The 19,128-nt window shown below is 56.1% G+C and carries 14 protein-coding genes; 4 read left to right on the plus strand and 10 right to left on the minus strand.

What is annotated here, in order from left to right:
- Nucleotides 1–30: 30 nt before the first annotated feature.
- Complete coding sequence (gene purL, locus AAFH99_RS08165) at nucleotides 31–3,909, plus strand: phosphoribosylformylglycinamidine synthase (protein ID WP_406829140.1); 3,879 nt, start codon at nucleotides 31–33, stop codon at nucleotides 3,907–3,909.
- A 497-nt stretch (nucleotides 3,910–4,406) separates the two neighbouring features.
- Here purL and AAFH99_RS08170 read toward each other — a convergent pair whose 3' ends face one another.
- Nucleotides 4,407–5,183, minus strand: coding sequence for a cysteine hydrolase (locus AAFH99_RS08170; protein ID WP_406829141.1), 777 nt, complete (start codon nucleotides 5,181–5,183; stop codon nucleotides 4,407–4,409).
- Between the two features lie 252 nt (nucleotides 5,184–5,435).
- On the opposite strand from AAFH99_RS08170, the gene AAFH99_RS08175 reads away from it, so the two are divergent.
- Both AAFH99_RS08175 and AAFH99_RS08180 read left to right on the plus strand, forming a co-directional pair.
- Nucleotides 5,436–5,813 (plus strand): DUF1801 domain-containing protein, encoded by a 378-nt coding sequence (locus tag AAFH99_RS08175; RefSeq protein WP_406829142.1) that lies wholly within the window; start codon nucleotides 5,436–5,438, stop codon nucleotides 5,811–5,813.
- Nucleotides 5,814–5,856: 43 nt separating this feature from the next.
- Entirely contained in the window at nucleotides 5,857–6,180 is a 324-nt protein-coding gene (locus tag AAFH99_RS08180) for a TfoX/Sxy family protein (protein WP_043317113.1), read from the plus strand.
- Between the two features lie 87 nt (nucleotides 6,181–6,267).
- Here AAFH99_RS08180 and AAFH99_RS08185 read toward each other — a convergent pair whose 3' ends face one another.
- A complete protein-coding gene (locus AAFH99_RS08185; RefSeq protein WP_081847956.1) occupies nucleotides 6,268–7,389 on the minus strand; it encodes a cation diffusion facilitator family transporter in 1,122 nt (373 codons plus the stop codon).
- 243 nt (nucleotides 7,390–7,632) lie between these two features.
- Here AAFH99_RS08185 and AAFH99_RS08190 point away from each other — a divergent pair, with 243 nt between their 5' ends.
- Nucleotides 7,633–9,633, plus strand: a complete 2,001-nt coding sequence (locus AAFH99_RS08190; protein ID WP_406829143.1) for a DUF3604 domain-containing protein — start codon at nucleotides 7,633–7,635, stop codon at nucleotides 9,631–9,633.
- 68 nt (nucleotides 9,634–9,701) lie between these two features.
- On the opposite strand, the gene AAFH99_RS08195 is transcribed toward AAFH99_RS08190, so the two are convergent.
- From AAFH99_RS08195 to AAFH99_RS08230, 8 genes are all read right to left on the minus strand, one after another.
- The gene (locus AAFH99_RS08195; RefSeq protein ID WP_406829144.1) at nucleotides 9,702–11,270 is read right to left on the minus strand and encodes an arylsulfatase; all 1,569 of its coding nucleotides are present in this window, start codon (nucleotides 11,268–11,270) and stop codon (nucleotides 9,702–9,704) included.
- A 19-nt stretch (nucleotides 11,271–11,289) separates the two neighbouring features.
- On the minus strand, nucleotides 11,290–12,342 hold the full coding sequence (locus AAFH99_RS08200) for an HAD family hydrolase (RefSeq protein ID WP_406829145.1): 1,053 nt from the start codon (nucleotides 12,340–12,342) through the stop codon (nucleotides 11,290–11,292).
- A 167-nt stretch (nucleotides 12,343–12,509) separates the two neighbouring features.
- A complete protein-coding gene (locus AAFH99_RS08205; protein WP_406829146.1) occupies nucleotides 12,510–13,808 on the minus strand; it encodes a BatD family protein in 1,299 nt (432 codons plus the stop codon).
- Nucleotides 13,805–15,454: a VWA domain-containing protein gene (locus AAFH99_RS08210; RefSeq protein WP_406829147.1), complete on the minus strand. Its 1,650-nt coding sequence runs from the start codon at nucleotides 15,452–15,454 to the stop codon at nucleotides 13,805–13,807. The genes AAFH99_RS08205 and AAFH99_RS08210 overlap by 4 nt, the downstream gene beginning before the upstream one ends.
- A complete protein-coding gene (locus AAFH99_RS08215) occupies nucleotides 15,451–16,461 on the minus strand; it encodes a VWA domain-containing protein (protein WP_406829148.1) in 1,011 nt (336 codons plus the stop codon). Before AAFH99_RS08215 ends, AAFH99_RS08210 begins: the two co-directional genes overlap by 4 nt.
- Complete coding sequence (locus AAFH99_RS08220; RefSeq protein ID WP_406829149.1) at nucleotides 16,458–16,979, minus strand: DUF4381 domain-containing protein; 522 nt, start codon at nucleotides 16,977–16,979, stop codon at nucleotides 16,458–16,460. The genes AAFH99_RS08215 and AAFH99_RS08220 overlap by 4 nt, the downstream gene beginning before the upstream one ends.
- Nucleotides 16,969–17,988 carry a DUF58 domain-containing protein gene (locus tag AAFH99_RS08225; RefSeq protein WP_406829150.1) on the minus strand — a complete coding sequence of 340 codons (1,020 nt, stop codon included), beginning with the start codon at nucleotides 17,986–17,988 and terminating at the stop codon, nucleotides 16,969–16,971. The genes AAFH99_RS08220 and AAFH99_RS08225 overlap by 11 nt, the downstream gene beginning before the upstream one ends.
- A gap of 17 nt (nucleotides 17,989–18,005) precedes the next feature.
- Entirely contained in the window at nucleotides 18,006–19,019 is a 1,014-nt protein-coding gene (locus AAFH99_RS08230; protein ID WP_043317105.1) for a MoxR family ATPase, read from the minus strand.
- Nucleotides 19,020–19,128: the final 109 nt, after the last annotated feature.

A 19,128-nucleotide genomic window follows, 5' to 3' on the forward strand; every position in this document is an offset into this window, starting at 1 on the left:
TCAAATCCAGACAAGAGGCCAACTCCCGCGATGCTAGTTCTGCGTGGTGCTCCCGCACTGTCGAAATTCCGCCATCAAAAACTGCTCTCTCAACTCCGTGCCTTACTGCCGGCGGTAGAGGATGTATACGCCGAGTTCGTTCACTTCGCCGACAGCGAAACGCTCGGCGACAAGGACCAGGCGCTGCTGGAGCGTTTGCTGCAATACGGCCCGACCGAAGAAAAGCACCAGCCGGAAGGCGAGTTGCTGCTGGTCGTCCCGCGTCCGGGCACTATCTCGCCCTGGTCCTCCAAGGCAACCGACATCGCCCACAATGCGGGTTTGACTGCGGTCCACCGCCTGGAACGAGGTGTTGCTTACTATCTTACCGGTGTGAAATTAACCGACGCTGAACGCAAGGTGCTGGCCGCGGAACTGCATGACCGCATGGTTGAAACCGTGTACACCGAATTAGGTGACGCAGAGCAGTTGTTCCAGGTGGAAGAGCCGCGCCCGATGGGTAGTGTGGATGTGCTGAGTGGCGGCCGTGATGCGCTGGTGGAAGCGAATGTCACCCTGGGCCTGGCCCTGGCGGAAGACGAGATTGACTACCTGCTGACCAGTTTTGAAGAACTGGAACGCAATCCCACCGATGTAGAGCTGATGATGTTCGCCCAGGCGAACTCGGAACACTGCCGCCACAAGATCTTCAATGCCAGCTGGACCATTGATGGCGAAGAGATGCCGCACTCCCTGTTCGGCATGATCAAGAACACCTACCGCAAGGGCGGGGAAGATGTGCTGTCCGCCTACGCAGATAACGCCGCGGTGGTGGTTGGCCACAAAGCCGGTCGTTTTTACCCAGACCCGGAAACCAAGGAATATGGTTTTAGCCAGGAAGCCATTCACCTCTTAATGAAGGTGGAGACCCACAACCACCCGACTGCGATCGCGCCTTTCTCTGGTGCAGGCACCGGCGCCGGCGGTGAGATCCGCGACGAAGGCGCCGTGGGCCGCGGCTCCAAGCCAAAAGTGGGCCTCACCGGATTTACCGTGTCCAACCTGCAGATCCCCGGTCACCTGCAGCCGTGGGAGGTGGATTACGGCAAGCCCGAGCGCATCGTGACCGCGCTGGACATCATGATCGAGGGCCCGATCGGTGGGGCTGCGTTTAATAACGAGTTCGGTCGCCCGAATATTTGCGGTTATTTCCGGACCTTTGAAGAAGACTTCAACGGCGAGCGCCGTGGCTACCACAAGCCGATTATGCTGGCCGGGGGTTATGGCAACATCCGCGAGGAACATGTGGAAAAGCCGGAGTTCAAGCCCGGTGCCAAGCTGATTGCACTGGGTGGCCCGGCCATGTTGATTGGCCTCGGTGGCGGCGCAGCCTCCAGTATGGCTAGTGGCTCCAGCTCTGAAGATCTGGATTTTGCTTCAGTGCAGCGTCAAAACCCCGAAATCGAGCGCCGCTGTCAGGAAGTCATCGACCAGTGCTGGCAGCTGGGGGATAAGAACCCCATCGCGTTTATCCACGATGTGGGTGCTGGCGGCCTGTCCAACGCCTTCCCGGAACTGGTGAAAGACGGCGGAACCGGCGGTAGCTTTGAGTTGCGCAATGTGCCCTCCGACGAGCCGGGCATGAGCCCGCTGGAAATCTGGTGTAACGAATCTCAGGAGCGCTATGTACTGGCGGTGATGCCGGAAGACCTGGCGCGCTTTGAGAAAATTTGTGAGCGCGAGCGTGCGCCTTTCGCGGTGGTGGGTGAAGCCACCAGCGAGAAGCACTTGACCCTGAATGACACGCAGTTCGACGCCAAGCCGGTCGACCTGCCCATGTCCGTGCTGTTCGGCAAACCGCCGAAGATGCACCGTACCGCTGAGAAGGTGGAAGTGAAAACCACCGCCTTCGACACCAGCAGTATCAAACTGGACGAAGCCGCTGAGCGGGTTCTGCGCCTGCCCACCGTCGCCAGCAAGAATTTTCTGATCACCATCGGCGACCGTACCGTAACCGGTCAGGTCAGTCGCGATCAGATGGTCGGCCCCTGGCAGGTGCCGGTGGCAGATTGCGCGGTCACTACCGTGGCTTACGACAGCACTGCCGGTGAAGCCATGTCCATGGGCGAGCGCACCCCGGTGGCGCTGCTGGACGCGCCGGCCTCGGGTCGCCTGGCGGTGGGTGAGGCTATTACCAACATTGCCTGCGCGCCGATCAAACAACTTTCCGATATCAAACTCTCCGCCAACTGGATGTGTGCCGCTGGCCACCCCGGTGAGGAAGAGAAACTGTACCGCACCGTGGAAGCGGTAGGTATGGAACTGTGCCCGGAACTGAATATCACCATCCCGGTGGGCAAGGACTCCATGTCCATGCGCACTGCCTGGAATGATGGTGGTGAGGAGAAAGCGGTGACTGCGCCGCTGTCTCTGGTGATTTCGGCCTTTAGCCCGGTTACCGACGTGCGCAAGGTGGTAACCCCGCAGCTGCGTAAAATGAAAAAGGGCGAAAGCGAGCTGCTGCTTGTGGACCTGGGGGCGGGCAAAAACCGCCTGGGGGGATCCTGTCTGGCACAGGTCTACGGCCAGGTAGGGGACAAGCCGGCGGATCTGGACGATGCCAGGCGCCTGAAAGGCTTCTTCGATGTGATGCAGGAGCTGCTTGAAGAGGAAAAGGTCATTGCGTACCACGACCGTTCAGACGGTGGCCTGTTCGCGACACTTGCAGAAATGAGCTTTGCCGGTCGCGTGGGTATCGATGTGGAAATTTATGACCTGGGTGACGATCCCATTGCCGCTCTGTTCAATGAGGAGCTGGGTGCGGTACTTCAGGTGCCGAGCGCCGATGCGGATATGCTGGCAATGCGGTTTGCCTCGGTGGGTGTACCTGCGCATCGCATTGGTGAATTGAACGAAACCGAACGCCTGCGGATTACGTTTGAAGACAATGATATCTTCAATCGCAGCCGAGCGGAGCTGCAACAGATCTGGAGCGAGACCAGCTATCGCATCCAATCCCTGCGCGACAACGCGGATTGCGCCAAGCAGGAGTTTGACGCAATCGCCAAGAGTGCCAAGGACGACCCGGGCCTGTCGGTCAAACTGTCCTATGACGTCAACGAAGACATTGCCGCGCCGTATATTAAGAAAGGTGTACGCCCGAAGATCGCCATCCTGCGGGAGCAGGGCGTGAACAGCCAGGTGGAAATGGCGTACTCTTTCCACCGCGCGGGCTTTAACGCCATCGACGTGCATATGAGCGATATCCTTGCCGGTCGTGTTGAACTGGATCAGTTCAAGGGCCTGGTGGGCTGCGGTGGCTTCTCTTACGGTGACGTGCTCGGCGCCGGTGAGGGCTGGGCAAAGACCATTCTGTTCAATGACCGCGCCCGCGATCAGTTTGAAGGCTTCTTTAACCGCAAGGACACTTTTGGCCTGGGCGTGTGTAACGGTTGTCAGATGTTCTCGGTGATCAAGGAGCTGATTCCGGGGGCTGGCCACTGGCCGCGTTTTGTACGCAACCTGTCCGAGCAGTATGAGGCGCGCTTTGCGCTGGTGGGCGTGGAAGATTCCCCGTCTGTGCTGTTCAAGGGGATGGCGGGTTCCTATATGCCGGTGGCGGTTGCCCACGGTGAAGGGCGTGTGGAGTTTGCGGATCAGAAGGCGCTGGAGGCTTGCGAGCAGTCCGGCACCATTGCGATGCGTTACCTGAACAATAACCAGCAGATTACCGAAACTTATCCGGCCAACCCCAATGGTTCGGTTAATGGTATTACCTCTCTGTGTTCCGAGGACGGCCGCGTGACCATCATGATGCCGCACCCGGAGCGTGTTGCCCGCGCGGTCAGCAACAGCTGGCGCCCGGACGATTGGGAAGAGGATTCGGGGTGGATGCGCCTGTTCCGCAATGCGCGCGTGTTTGTGGATTAAGTTAATCTCGAAAGCCCCGGTAGCCCCGGGGCTTTTTTTATGGTGTTCCGAATTTCTTCTGTGGAGGCCCGTCACCGGGCCTTCGTATCTACGTGGTGTACTCCGATCTTGGCGCTTGCATATCGCCAAATTCGTCCAGACTGAAATTAGCTCCTTACAGGGTGGCCTTTCGCGCCAACGCTGGCCGATGGTTATAACCACTCTGGAAAATTTTTGTGCGGACTCGATTGCGCGCAATGAAGTGGATCGCTAAAGCAAGAACGCCGACTTTGTCGGCCTGGTGGTCGCGAACGATGTGCGTCGGGAGATGGGGGAGGTTCGCGATGAAAGTGCGGTTCTCGCGCAGATGGAGAAGGAGAATGATCAAAATCGTTGCGCCATGTACCACTTGACTGGTAGTCAGCTGAAGATATTAATCTGAATTGGAGCGCTTGGGAGACCTTTTCATCGGGAGTATTTTAAAATAGGCGGTCGTTGACCGCCTCAGTTTGTAGTTTTTATTTAATTTCTTCTTTAATTTGAGCCAACACTTCATCGGTAGTTTTTACAGAGTTAGCAATCATACGTATATTTGTCATTGCCGCCGCATATCCATCTAGATCGGGAAGTTGTGCAGCCGCAGTTGCATCTTTTACGACAAGAACTTCGAAGCCTTGCTCCATGAGCTCTCTTAAATGGGATTCCGTGCATAAGTTGGCAGACATTCCGGCCAAAATTACTTTGTTGATCCCCCGCTTGCGAAGCTGAAGGACTGTATCATTGCTCTCAGGGCCGTATATCTTATGGGGGTTTGCTACCGCAGTCTTTCCGTTGTTTATATATTTTTTATATTGTGGCATAAAGTCGGCACCAGAATTCTCTTTGATGCCGCTTTGATCCAGACGTTTGTTCCCCTCAAACATTTTAATTCCGTGCATTGCATGTTCTAAAGCCCCGCCATGCTTAAACGCCAAGTCTTGTGGCGCATAGTAGTGCGGTGAGATGACTAAAACTATGTCATTTTCCTGAGCTGCTTGCATCAACTTTTCTAGATTATTAACTGTCCCATTCTTGGTGACGCTTTTTCCAACAAGACTCCATGCAACCCCTTTGGGGGACAAAAAGTCAATTTGAGGGTCAGTAATGACGATTGCTGTTTGTCCTTTGATGAGCTTAACCCCGGGGTCTGGTAAGCCATCCCCCTTTGATTTATGTTCACTTGAGGAATTAGCGGCTGATGAAAATAGCGACAAGAGCGCTGCTAGTAAAAGAGTATTTTTTAGCGTTTTAGACATTTTGAGTACCTTCTTTGGGAGCTATGAGACGAGCGTTGTAGATATACCTTAAATATTAACTATAGGCTGTTTTCGCTTTAACTTTGAAAGTCGGGTTGCGAAGACTGCGCTGGTGTCGTCTGTCGCATCAGGTTTGCTTGATTTGGAATTATTACAAGTACGATATTGCGTGATCGAGTGTTGGTGACTGTGTAGGCAGGTATTAGGTTTCTTTGCTACACTGTAATCAATAAGCGCAAAAACATTTTACGCATGGACACACCATCGCAGACTGCTTCAGATACCATCCCCCAGCTGCTTGCCGAGTACGTCAGCCAGCTTTCGACCTGGCGTAGTGAACGCCTGCAAAAACTTCACAATCTGATTGTTGCCAACTTTCCCGATACCAGCCTCTCGATGAAATACAGAATGCCTACCTGTGCGCTTGGCGACGGTTGGGTGGCACTGGCGAGCCAGCAGAGCTACCTGTCGCTTTACACCTGTGCGCGGGAGCATATACAGCCGTACCTGGATAGGCACCCCTCGGTGAAATGCGGCACGGGTTGTCTGAATTTTCGCGACAGCGACGATATTGCGTTTGAAGACCTGCGACCGGTAATCGCCTCTGCCCTGAAGATGCGCTCCCGGTGAAGTGATTGGCATAGGGAATTGATATAAAACGAAGGAGTTAGCCATGTCGTACAGTGAAGAACTGGTAGAAAAAGTCCGTGAAGTACTGCAGGAAGAAGATGGCCTGAGTGAGAAGCAGATGTTTGGCGGGCTGGCCTTTATGCTGAATGGCAATATGGCCTGTGGCGTGGTGGGTGAGGAATTGATGGTGCGAGTAGGGCCGGACAACTATCAGGCGGCACTTGGCGAACGCTACACACGGCCCATGGATTTCACCGGCCGCCCGCTGAAAGGCATGGTTTATGTGGAAGAAGATGCAATCGCCGCAGACCTGGACGGATGGGTGACCCGGGGTGTCGAGTTTGCCGGGACCCTACCACCCAAGTGATCCGGACGGCAGTGCCCGCAGATTGTGCAGGCACTGCCGTTCTCTCGAGTCGCGTGTCGCCGGAGCGAATTGGCGCGACAGGGGCGATCAGAGGGATTTCCCTCTCAGTTGCTCCGGCACATCCAGTTTCGACGGTGCTGCGATACCATCGATCTCGATGGTTAGGTGAAACACCCGGGGGCAACGTTGCTTTAGTTCGGCCTCGAGCTCATCGATTAACTCTTCCGTTGCTTCAAGGGTCGCCTGCACGATGGCGCGTGTCTCGGCGTACTCGAGAACGGCGTCATTTCTGCGATGCTCCGCTACTCTTTCCAGCAGTTGCTGCTCATGCCGGTCAATGCGGTCGTTCATGCCCCGCATCAAAACCTCTTCGCGCACCTCGATTTCCGCAACGACGACCGTGTGGGTGTCATCCACAATCACTGATCTCAGGTCGTGATACCGTTCAACCTCCCGGTGATGTTTGATGATCTCGTGAAATGCGCGCTCGGCGTCCTTGTCGCGGATATTCGTCAGGTAGCGCATGTTGATCATGCCGAGAAAGATGGCCGTCAGTCCCAGCATGACCGCAATGGAAACCGAGAAGCCGATATCCCACATGGGATTACCCGTAGTCTGGGTTAGTCCGATACCCGTAGCGGCGAGGATAACGCCAGTTACCGCGATGCTGTCCTCAAGCAGTACGGCGATGAGAGTGGGGTCATCCGCATCGGCCAGGTACCGAAACGGGTTTTTCCTGCCCTCGGCGCGCATGCGTGAAAAGAACTCTTTAGCGGCGACCATCAGCACGTAGCCTTCGAGCACCAGGGCGATAAACAGCACCACACCGGAAACCCAGATCGGCGCGATGTCAAAACCGAGAACCGAAATCGCCTCTGGTCGATCAACCTGGTCGAGGTTGTGCCAGGCGTGCCATGCATGGGCGAGGCCAAGACCACAGCCGATGGAGAACAGGCCGATGGCGCTCCACAGGTTCCACAGATACTTCTTTTGCCCGTGGCCAAACGCATAGTGGCTGTCCGCGGGCCGTCCACCGCGCTTTAACCCGATCAGCAGAAAAATCTGGTTTAGGGTATCCATCAGGCTGTGTACCGCTTCGTTCATCATTGCGGCGGAATGAGTCGCGAGAGCCGCCACTCCCTTGAGCACTGTGATGATGGCGTTTACACAGATGGCGTATAGAACAGCCTTTCTCGAGCCCTGGGCCATGTTTCCCCCATAAAACGGTAATGGTGTGCGGATTGCGCGGTGCTGTGTGTGGCAGATTATTCACACTGACGAACGGGAAGATTATAGAAGCCCGAATAGGGTGTCGACGCTCCGGGAACAAAGTCTCTCTTGCGCCACCGCAATGTTCGGCGCTACCCCCGGTTCTATACTCACGCGAAACCAGAATCACTGGTCCATTTCCAGACAACTCCGGCGTCCTTACTATCTAACAGGGAATTCATCATGCTTAAGCGCGGAATGACAGGTGTTGCACTTGCATTGAGTTTTTTTCTGATTGCCTGTGGCGGTGATCCTGATGGAAGAAGTGCAGGCGCCGCCCCAGACGAAAAAGACGGCGCACTGATCGAGGAAGAACTTGGTAGAGCGGATGACCAGCATGTGGATACAACTGGAAAAGCGCCCTTACCAAATCCGGAAATGTCTGGGAAATCAGCGTCAGCGTTGCAGTCTTCCCCATCTGGTTATCCCGTGCAGGCATATTTTGGCGATACCCATGTGCACACCGGCTGGTCTGCGGATGCAGGCATGGATGGGGCGATTCTTTCTCCGGAAGATGCCTATCGCTTCGCCACCGGGGAGGAGGTCAAATCCAATTCGGGGCTCAAGGCGAGGCTCGCCCGCCCGTACGACTGGTATATGATCACTGACCATTCTGACGGGATGGGCGTAATCAACGAGCTGATTGCCGGAAACCCGGAAATGATAGCGGATGAAACTCTGAAGCGTTGGCACGATGCGCTCAATTCCGGCGATGAAAAGGCCGCAGCAGATGCCAAAAGCGAATTGATTGTGATGCAGTCCGAGGGCCGGCTGCCGAAAACGGTGATGGACCCTAAATGGATGAAATCCGCCTGGGAAAAAACCGTCGATGCGGCAGAAAAATATTACCGTCCCGGCGAATTCACTACCTTTATCGCCTATGAATGGACGGTCAATGCGGACGGTGGTGATAACCTGCACCGCAATGTGATCTTCCGCGATGACGCCAGCAAGACCCGTCGCCTACTGCCATTGACCACCTTTGAAACACAGGACCCGGAAAAGCTGTGGGCGTGGATGGCCGCCTATGAGGACAAGACCGGCGGTCGGGTACTCGCCATTCCCCACAACGGCAATATGTCCAACGGCCGCATGTTTGAGCACAAGCGCTTTGACGGCTCGCCCATGACCAGTGAGTGGGCACAAATGCGCGCGCGGTTTGAGCCACTCTACGAGATCACTCAAATCAAGGGGCAGAGTGAGTCGCACCCCAGTCTCTCTCCAGAAGATGAGTTTGCGGACTGGGATCTTTGGGACCGTGGAAACCTGATATTGAAGCCAAAACCGAAAGGATCCTTTCGCTACGAGTACTGGCGCCCGGCGTTGATTGATGGCATGCGAATCGAAACCGAATTGGGTACCAACCCCTTCCAGTACGGTGTGAACGGGGGTACCGACAACCATGTGGGATTGAGTACCACAGAAGAAGACAACTTCTTTGGTAAATTCAAAACCCTGGAGCCCAGCAATAAAGAGCGCTGGGACTTTCCGTTGCTGACCGGGCCCAGTGGCAGTTACATGGGCTGGGAGCAGGCAGCATCCGGACTGACCGGTGTCTGGGCAACGGAGAATACCCGCGAAGCTATCTGGGACGCCATGATGCGGAAGGAAACATTTGCCACCACCGGTCCGCGTATGACACTGCGGTTCTTTGGTGGCTTTGATTTTGTATCGCAGGATGCCGAAGCAGACCTGGTTAAGCGAGGCTATCAGAAGGGGGTGCCCATGGGGGGCAAGTTAACTGGCAACGGCTCCACGAAATCAATCCGCTTTCTACTGGCGGCGTTAAAAGACCCGGATGGCGCCAATCTCGATCGGCTGCAGATTGTCAAAGGGTGGGTGGATGGAAATGGTCGCGCACACGAGAAAGTTTACAACGTGAGATGGTCGGGAAATCGTAAGGATGACGGTACCGGGCATATTCAGAAGGTCGGAAATACCGTCAATCTGGAAACGGCGGAATACACCAATAGTATTGGTGATGCCCAGCTGATCGGCTTTTTCGAGGATAAGGAATTCAATCCCAGGCACAAGGCGGTGTACTACGCCCGGGTACTTGAGATACCGACGCCCCGTTGGACGCTGTTCGACAAGGTGCGAAACGGGGTTGAAATGGATAAAGAAGTACCGATGGTTCTACAGGAGCGCGCTTTCAGTTCACCCATCTGGTATTCGCCGAATTAGTCGCTGATACGGCAGGAAAAAGGGCCCATGCCGTAAGGTATGGGCCTTTTTTCATGGCGCCGAGAAAGTCAGTTACTGCCGCCTGCACCGGCCTTCAACTGTTCCTCGATCTTCTTGAGATTGAATGAACCCGGTGTCTGACTGGGGGGGTATTCCTCCATGGATTTGAGGAAGCGCGCTGCCATGCCCTGCATGGGCACCAGTACAAAGGCTCTGTCCAGGAACCAGTCATTATAGGTGTTGGAGTTGTGTTGGGCGCGCTCGAATGGATCGCGGCGCAGATTGAATAACAGAGGGACACGCAACTCGGTAAACGGCTCGCGCCATACTTCGAACGCCTGTCCGCGGTTTTCGAGAAATACCGCTTTCCACGCATCGTAGCGCATTGCCACAATCTGACCATCGTCATTTACATAAATGAACTCACGGCGGGGGGACTCTTCCGTTTTGCCGGTAAAGTAGTCCAGCATATTGTAACCGTCGATATGGTTTTTGTAGCTGCGGCCATTCAGGCTGACACCTTTGAGCAGCTTGTTCTTGATGTCTGGAGCACCACCTACTGCAGCGAGAGTGGGCAACCAGTCCTCGTGGGAAACAATACCGTTGAGTGTTTTACCCGCGGGGAATTTCCCCGGCCAGCGTACAAATGCGGGAACCCGGTATGCCCCTTCCCAGTTTGAGTTTTTCTCACTGCGAAAGATCGTGGTGCCGGCATCTGGCCAGGTGTTGAAGTGGGGGCCATTGTCAGTCGAGTAGAACACGATAGTGTTGTCGGCGATTTTCAGCTGATCCAGCAGGTTCAGTAATTGCCCCACATGCTGGTCATGCTCAACCATACCATCCTGATAGTTGTTACCGGTCGGACCGGATAAGCCCTTATGCTCTTCTTTAACGTGGGTACGGAAGTGCATTCTGGTTGCGTTCCACCAGACAAAGAAAGGCTTGCCGGCATTTACCTGCTGCTTGATAAAATCCATGGCCGCAGCGAGTGTCTCCTCATCTACGGTTTCCATGCGTTTCTTGGTCAGGGGACCGGTGTCTTCGATCTTGCCGTCGGCACTCGCTTTGATGACACCACGCGGTCCATATTTCTTGCGGAATTCCGGATCTTTCGGGTAGTCCCGGTTCTCCGGCTCTTCCTCGGCATTGAGGTGGTAGAGGTTGCCGAAGAACACATCAAAGCCGTGATTGACCGGTAAATGTTCATCGCGATCACCGAAGTGATTCTTCCCGAATTGCCCAGTAGCGTAGCCGAGACTTTTCATTACCGCAGCAATAGTCACATCGGACTTCTGCCAACCCTCTTTGGCACCGGGTAAGCCCACTTTGGTCATTCCGGTACGCACTGGAACATTGCCTCCCATAAAGGCGGCGCGCCCGGCAGTGCAGGATTGCTGCCCGTAGTAGTCGGTGAACGACAACCCCTGATTGGCTATGCGGTCAATATTGGGCGTCATGTATCCCATCATGCCTTTGCTGTTGGCGCTGATATTCCACACACCGATGTCATCGCCCCAGATCACCAAGATGTTGGGCTTATCCTGAGCCTGAGCAGCGGTATGGCATATGGAGATTAGTGCTGCTGCCGCCACGGAAATTGGCAGCCTCAACAGGCGGCGTAAACGAAAATTCCTCATGTGTCCCTCCAGGGCAGTGCTAACGTAATTGTGAAAGGCCAGTGGCCTGATTCGAAGTGGTTGAGGATTTGTCGAAGGAGAAAACCCTGTTCCAGTCATTCTTCATATCGATGACATGCCAACTGTGTTTGCCGGCGTCATCCAGGCCTCGATGGAGCTGGCCGATATGGGATTTTCGGTCGTAGGCCCATTCGCGTTTGGCATCTGTGTGGTGTACCAGAACACCAAAGCGCGGGCCGCTACCAGAGGTGGCCCATTCCAGCATTTGATAGTCGCCGTCGGAATTTCCGGCAACAAAAATAGGACGCTGGCCAATGTGCTGATGGATACCGACCGGTTTCCCTTCCTTGTCGTCAATCAGGTTTATCTCCGGGAGCTTGATGACTACCGGTTTTCCATCGCGTACTTCGTAGCGGGCTTTTAAGCTGGAACCGACCACCTGGTTCGGCGGAATTCCATATGTCTCCTCGGCAAAAACACGGATAAAGTCCACGCCGCCGCCGGACACAATATAGGTTTGAAAACCATTGGCCCGCAGGTAATCCAGCAGTTCCAGCATCGGCTGGTAAACCAGTTCGTTATAGGGTTTGTCGTATTTTGGATGTCGGGCGGTTTTCAGCCATTGCGCCACAGCACTGGCGAATTCCTCTGTGGTCATATTGGCGTGGGTGGCGGCAATGATTTTCATCAGCCCTTCTTTGCCGCTGGCGATCACCTTACTCGTATCGCCATTGAGAATAGACGCGAAGGGTTCCTGGTTTTTCCATTCTGGGTGCTCCGGCGCCATCTTTCTTACTTGGTCCAGTGCGTAAAACAACTGGAAGTACATGGGTTGCTCTGCCCATAGGGTGCCATCGTTGTCGAAGGTGGCAATACGCTGGCCCTGTTCAACAAAGTCCGGGGAACCTTTACGGGTCACCTTGCTGACGAACTCGATGATTGCAGACTTGGTCTGGCTTTCATTCCATGAGGGAAGCGGGTCAACGGGGGAATCTGCGAGCGTCAGGACTGGTGACAGGAAAAGGATAAATGTGGCCAGCGCAAGGCTGAGAAGCTTGTCCGGAATACGCATAGAACTTCCCCAGAAGTTGCAGTGAGGGACCACTCTGAATTTGGTACTCCTTAAACCTTAGTTCGTCTTTTTCATTTTCTCTGCGGGCGCCGGATAATTTTTTTTCATAACAGCGCTGTTGGGAGTAAGACTGGGCAGTTTCCACTTACCTGGCATGCGCTGGTTACTCAGGGTGGGTTCAGGGGAGGCAACGGGGATGAAAGCGCGCGACGCCGGCGCCCAGCGACGTAGGCATCTGTTGCCAGTTCCAGTTTTTGCCAGAGTGGTGCGGCGCTTGCCGAGGCCGGGGTATTGCCGTAATGGGCTTGTCCGAGCGCGAAGAGGGTCTGTGGGATATCGGAGGTTGCGTAGTCTGCCTGCTTTTTCAGTGTCATGGAGGCATTGAGAGCTACGGAGTAGTTATGGTGTTTGATTGCCGATTGCAGCTGCCGAAGCGCAAGGGTCCCCGCCGCTTCCCGTCTTTGATGATACTGCGCACGTACCTGAGTAATCGTTGGCCAAAGGTATTCTCTGGCCAGCCAGAGCAGGGCAATGCCCAGAGCCAGCAGCCCGAGCCAGTGCGCGGGTGGAAGACCGCTGATGGCAGCGACCCCCTTCACGTGTACTTTGACCGGTTTCAGAGTGGTTGTCTTAATATCGCCGTCCTTCAGGTCATACCAACTGAGGGTGATGGCGGGCAAGGTGCCTTTTAGTGGGGTTTCGGCCACATAGGTGATTTTCTCAACCCGGCTGCCTCCATTTTCGCCGTCCACGCGCCCATCACTTTGCGCATTGGTCCTTGGGGTATCCGCGTAAGCAGCCAGTCCAGATGGGGCATCGGTGGTCAGTAGTGCCGGCACGAACATGACCGTTGAGCCCTGTATAGACGCTGTAACAGTGCGGCTGAAACTATCGCCCGGCTTCAGGTTTTCGGGGGTTCCTTCGATGCGCTGCTCGAGGTTCAGATTATCTGCTGCAATATAGGGATCCAGCGCTTCGGCACCTTCTGGCGCACTAGCGGTTAGTGTAATCGGCTCCGGCGCCAGGGTAGCTTGGCGGGTAATATCGGGGCCCCCATCGGGGTTGCGGTAGCGAATATCCAGGCTGGTTGCCGGAAGCCTGAATACACCAGGGGTAAGGGGGACGAGCAGATATTCGCGCACCACCCCAGACCAGGTTGTCCCGTTGATCGTCTCACTGGTAGAGACAGAGGATTTATCGGGCGCACTTACTGACAGATTCGGCCGGTCGATGGTGGGGAACTCTACGGGTTTGGTCAGCCAGGTGGGTACCAGCACGGTGATCTGCAGGGTGACCGCCTGACCGGGAACAACACTGGATTGGGAGAGCGTGCTTCTGACAATGGGGGTATCGATATTCGCCGGCGTTGCGTTAGTTTTTGCGGACTGCGCCGAAGAAGCGCTGGCTGCCCACAGCAATATCACCGCACACAGAATACAGCGCAATCGAGGGTTCAACAGATTCATTGCGTGTTGCCCTCGCGTTTTTGTGCTGCGGCCTCAGCGGCAAACCGCTGTTTCATAAATGTACTGGTGCTGGTGTCCAGGGTCGACATCCACTGCTCCGGGTCGACCGGCTGTGGATCGCGAGAGCTATCGGGCGCTTGAATCTCCTGTTGTTGTTTGTCGTAGTTGTCTTGATCACTTTGCGTCTGCTCTTCTTTTTCTTCTTCCTCGCCGCGGGATTTTTCCATGTAGGCAAGAATGTCTCGGGTAAGCCGTAGATTTTTATCGGCGCCGGGGAAATTCGAATTCATCGACACTACCTGTTCAAAGCCGGTAATGGCGTCCTGATACTGGCCGCTTTTCACCTGTGCCATGGCTCGGGTGAATATTGCTTCCGGGCTATTCAGGCCTGCCAGGGTATTGGCCGCATCTTCAAACTGCCCGGCCTGATACTGGGCGTAGCCGCGTCGATAGGTATCGGAAAAGACATTGGCGGCGCGGCTGTATTCTTTGCGGTTCGACAGCCATTGGCCCAGCTGATCGGGGGTAAAAACACGGGTGAGAAAAGTATTTTCTGCGGGCATTGTATCCCGAGCAACGGCGGAGGTAAGAGACTGTGCGGTGACAACGGGCGAGGTGGAAGAGGTTGTTATCAGTCCGGTGAAAAGGAAAGTGAGTACCACACCAGTCGATAGGGCTGTGGATTTTTGCTGCGACACTGGCAGGATCCAGCCGCGGCGGAACCACAGCAGCGCCAGGATTGCCGCTGGCCATGCAAACCACCAGCCACGGTCCTCCCACTGCAGGTTTTTATCGTTTATCAATGCCTGTCGGAAATTATTGGAAAAATAGCGCACAAACCCATCGATATCCCGTGCATCGGGTGTTACCCGGGTGACTCTCGCGCGGCTGACTTGCTCTGCACCTGGGATCGGGGACTGGCTCGGTAGCAGCATTAAAAACCCAAGACCATTGTCCTGAGTGCGCTGAGCAAAGGCGGAGATATCGTGTTTTTCGATACCATCGGTAAGAAACAGGATGCTGCCGCTGGTCTGTTCTTTTTTCAGAATATCTTGCGCAAGCTTGAGGGCCGCGGCGGCGCTGTTACCTTCTGCCGGCATGACATCTGTTTCCAGCCCCTCCACGTAAGGGCGCATCAGGTACGGGTCTTCGGTCAGCGGTACGACACGGTGGGCGGTACCTGCGTAGGCGACCAGTGCGGTGGGGGCACCGTCACGGCGATCCAGCAGGTCGTAAATTTTCTGTTTGGCGCGTTCCAGGCGGCTCGGAGCAACGTCTTTCTCCGTCATACTCGAAGTCACCTCCAGGGCGAGGACCAGAGGGGCAGTGCGCGCCATCAATGGATTCGGTAGCCGGCTCCAGGCAGGGCCGGCGGTTGCCACGCAGAGAAACGTCAGAAGTAGGGCGAGGGTGTCGATGGGCAGTAAGCGCGGCCAGCCGGTTTTGTCATTTTTTCCGACACGGAGAGCATTGGCGAGATGTGGCGCGATATGAGGTTCACCAGAAGTCTCTTTCTGTTCAAGCCCGCCGGGTCGCCGCAAAACCCACCAGACCACGAGTATCACAGGTAACAGCAATAGCCACAGGGGACGTAAGAAGTGGAAGGCGGAGATAAACGTGGTCACATCGTCGAAGACACCGTTCATGAGGCCGCCTCCCGGCGCCAGTCTGCGCGTTCGAGCATGTGTAATGCAACGCTGAGCATTGCGAGCGTCAATGCCAGTGCCAGCGGAAAGTAGGCAAGGCTTTGGCGGGGGCGAAAGGTTTCGCTATCAACTTTCTTTGGTGCCAGTGCGTCTATCTGCTGGTACACCCGGGCAAGGGCTTGTTGATCATTGGCAAAAAAGAATTCCCCACCAGTGCGCGTTGCAATGGCGGTCATGGTGTCTATATCAAGCCTGTTGTCCGATTCTCCATGGGGATCGCCGACTCCCACGGTGAGGATTTTGACCCGCTGTTGTGCGGCGATGGCCGCGGCGTTAATGGGGCTCATACGGCTGGCGGTGTCACTGCCATCACTCAGCAGAATCAGCAGGCGCTGTTGGATGTCACTGGTTTCAAACTGGCGGATCGCCAGGCCAATGGCGTCGCCGAGAGCGGTGTGAGGGCCTGCCATACCAACTTCGGTCAGTTGCAACAGTTCCTGTACGGTATCCAGGTCAGTGGTGAGTGGGGCCTGCACAAACGCTTTTGAACCGAATACGATCAGCGCCACTCGCTCGCCCTCGCGGCCACCGAGAAATTGCGCCAGTACACTTTTGACGCCGGCGAGCCGCTGAGTCCGTTCGCCGGCAGGGCTGAGGAAGTCTTGCTGATCCATAGACCCGGAAATATCCACTGCGAGAATCAGGTCTCGGGCTGGTTTCTGGAGCGTCACGGCATCCCCTTCGAGTTCCGGGCGCGCCAGGGCGGTAACCAGCAGTAGCCACACCAGTGTGCCGATAATCCACTGCCAGTAGCGGCGCTTGCGTACAACGGAGCCCGAGCCTCGTATCAATCCCAGACGCTCACTGATGCGCTGGAAGAAGGGGACGCGTATAGCGGCGATGCGCTCGCGGTGAGGTGGAGCCAGCCACCATACCAGCAGGGGCAGCGGTAATAGTAAGAGGGCCCAGGGCGCACTAAACATAAGGCCGCTTGCTAATCCACTCACGGGGGCACCTCCGAGCCTTCGGGCCTGGATTTACGGGGTGGCACTATTTGGCTGCGATGACGGCGGACCCAGTTTTTGGCCGCTTGAGTCAGTCGGGGGTTCCGCGGGCAGCTGCGGTAAGCACCCCGCAATAAAGCCTCACCCAGATCACCGTTAAATTCCGTGCCGGAATACTGGCGATTAAGGAATTCCAGCCAATGGTTCCCGGTGAGTCCGGCGACCTGCTCTCGCGGATAAACGGCGAGTGCGGTGCGTCGTAAAATACTGGCAATCACTCCCGGGTCATTAGCTGCGTTTTCCAGAGCGCTCAGCGCGGCGCGCCGGTAGGCATTGCGCCGATAGTGACGGTAGGCTTTCCAGCTCAGGAAAAATACGAGTACAAGTAGCACTGTGAACATTGTCTTAGCCAGCGCCGTTTGAGGCCATAGTGAAATGGCTTCGGGTACCGGTGGCGGTACCAGCTGAGCGATCAGATCAGCTAATGTTGCCTCCGTGGGTTTGGTGTGCTCATTCTGCACCGGCGGTTCTCCTGTTTAGCGGGCACGCCAGTCCCAACAGCCGGTGGAGTTGTGGCAGGGTTTCTGCACCTGCAGAAAGTGATGCCAGGGGGATTCCATAATGATGTTGCCAGCGCTCGATGGCCGCACGGCGCTCGCGGTTTAGGCGGTTCATGGCCGTGTGAATATCGCCAATGTTGGTATCAAGCGTCGCCTGTTGATCACCGTCAGAAATCGCGCTGACAAACCCCTTTGGCATAACTTCGCCACTCGGGTCTGACACCGGCATCAGTATCACATCATTGCGGCGCGCGAGGCCGGCGAGCAGTCGATCGCTGGCCGGTCCGATCACATCGAAATCACTGATAAGCAGAATCAGGTGATCGCGACGTGCAATATTTGCCACTGCTTGTAATACCGTGTCCAGAGATGTGGGGGTGGCTGGTGGCGCATCCGCATGTAGCGCACAGTTGGCGCGTGCGAGCTCGCTCAGGAATCGGGTCAGCGCGGTGCGACAGCGTTTGGGGCGCTGGCTGAAAAGCCCATCGTCCCGGATGACAATACCGCCTACACGATCGCCCTGGCTGAGCACCGCGAACGCGGCGAGTGTCGCTGTCTCCGCCGCGGTGACGGATTTCATGGCGAAGCGGGTACCGAAATACATGGACATGCGCTGATCCACCACAATGAGTGTGGGGCGGTCGCGCTCTTCCGTGTACACGCGCACGTGGGGCTCGCCAGTACGCGCAGTCACCTTCCAGTCGATTGCGCGCACGTCATCCGATGGTCGGTATTCACGCAGTTCCTCAAAGTTGAGCCCGCGACCGCGCAGGCGTGAAGCGTGGCGGCCGGCCAATACGCTGCGGGTCGGTTGCCTCGGTAGCAGATTCAGTGATTCCGCGGCGTCCTCCAGTGACTGCAGATGCGACAGGTCTACATGGATGCGGCGGTCGTTGCCGGTTGGCGGCGAGCTGATACCACCGACACCCGCGCGGCTGCGGTTACGTTGGCGCGTGAAAAAATTGAACATGGCGGTATCGTGATGAATCAGGGTAGGGCGACATTTTTCAGCAGAAGATCAATGACCTGGTCTGCGCTGATGCCCTCCCCCTGGGCCTCAAAGCTGAGCCCGATGCGGTGACGCAGGCAGTCGTGAATTACCCCGTGGATATCCTGCGGATCCACATAATCGCGCCCCTCCAGCCATGCGTTGGTGCGTCCCGCCTTGTCCAGTGCAATAGAGCCCCGTGGACTGGCGCCAATCTCAATCCAGCGCGCCAGCTCGTCGGAAAGCTTCGCCGGATACCGGCTGGCATCGATCAGGTCGGCCATGTAGCGCGCCATGGCGTCCGATACATGGATACCGGCTATTTCGCAGCGTGCGTCAAACACCGCCTGCTGCGGCACGAGCGTTGCGGCTTGTTGCGGCTTTGTGGCGCCACCGTCTGCACCTTTGTCTGGGGTGGCTGCGTGGGCTGCGGCAATTTCCTCTCCGCGCACCAGTTCGATCACCTCCACCTCGTCTTCTACCGGCGGGTAGGTGATCAGTACGTGCATCAGAAAGCGATCCATTTGCGCTTCCGGCAGTGGATAAGTACCTTCCTGCTCGATAGGATTCTGGGTGGCCATGACCATAAATAGTGGCGGCAACTTGTGGCTATTGCCGGCCACGGTGACCTGGCGTTCCTCCATAGCCTCCAGCAGCGCCGATTGCACTTTGGCGGGCGCGCGGTTGATCTCATCGGCGAGGACGATGTTGGCGAATACCGGTCCGGGGTGAAAGCGAAACGCGGACTGCCGCTCGTCCCGATAGAGCATATCCGTGCCGGTCACGTCCGCAGGGAGCAGGTCGGGCGTAAACTGTATACGACTGAAGTCTGCTTGCAGGTTATTCGCCAGCGCTTTAATGGCGCGGGTTTTGGCGAGCCCTGGCAGTCCCTCCACCAGCAAATTGCCATTGGCGAGCAAACCGATAATCAGTCGCCGGATCACATCCTGCTGGCCGACGATGGCGCGACTCATACCTTGCTCTAGTGCGCTGATCTGTTCCCGTGCCGACATGGGCGCCTCGCGTTATTGCAACTCTACTAACGCTAGCAGATTCGAGGCTGAGCAAAAGTGTGCGAAAAGCTATACTCGGTGCCAATCACAAACATAATCCGGAGTTTCG

This window comes from Microbulbifer sp. ARAS458-1, from assembly GCF_045348205.1.
Lineage (GTDB): Bacteria > Pseudomonadota > Gammaproteobacteria > Pseudomonadales > Cellvibrionaceae > Microbulbifer.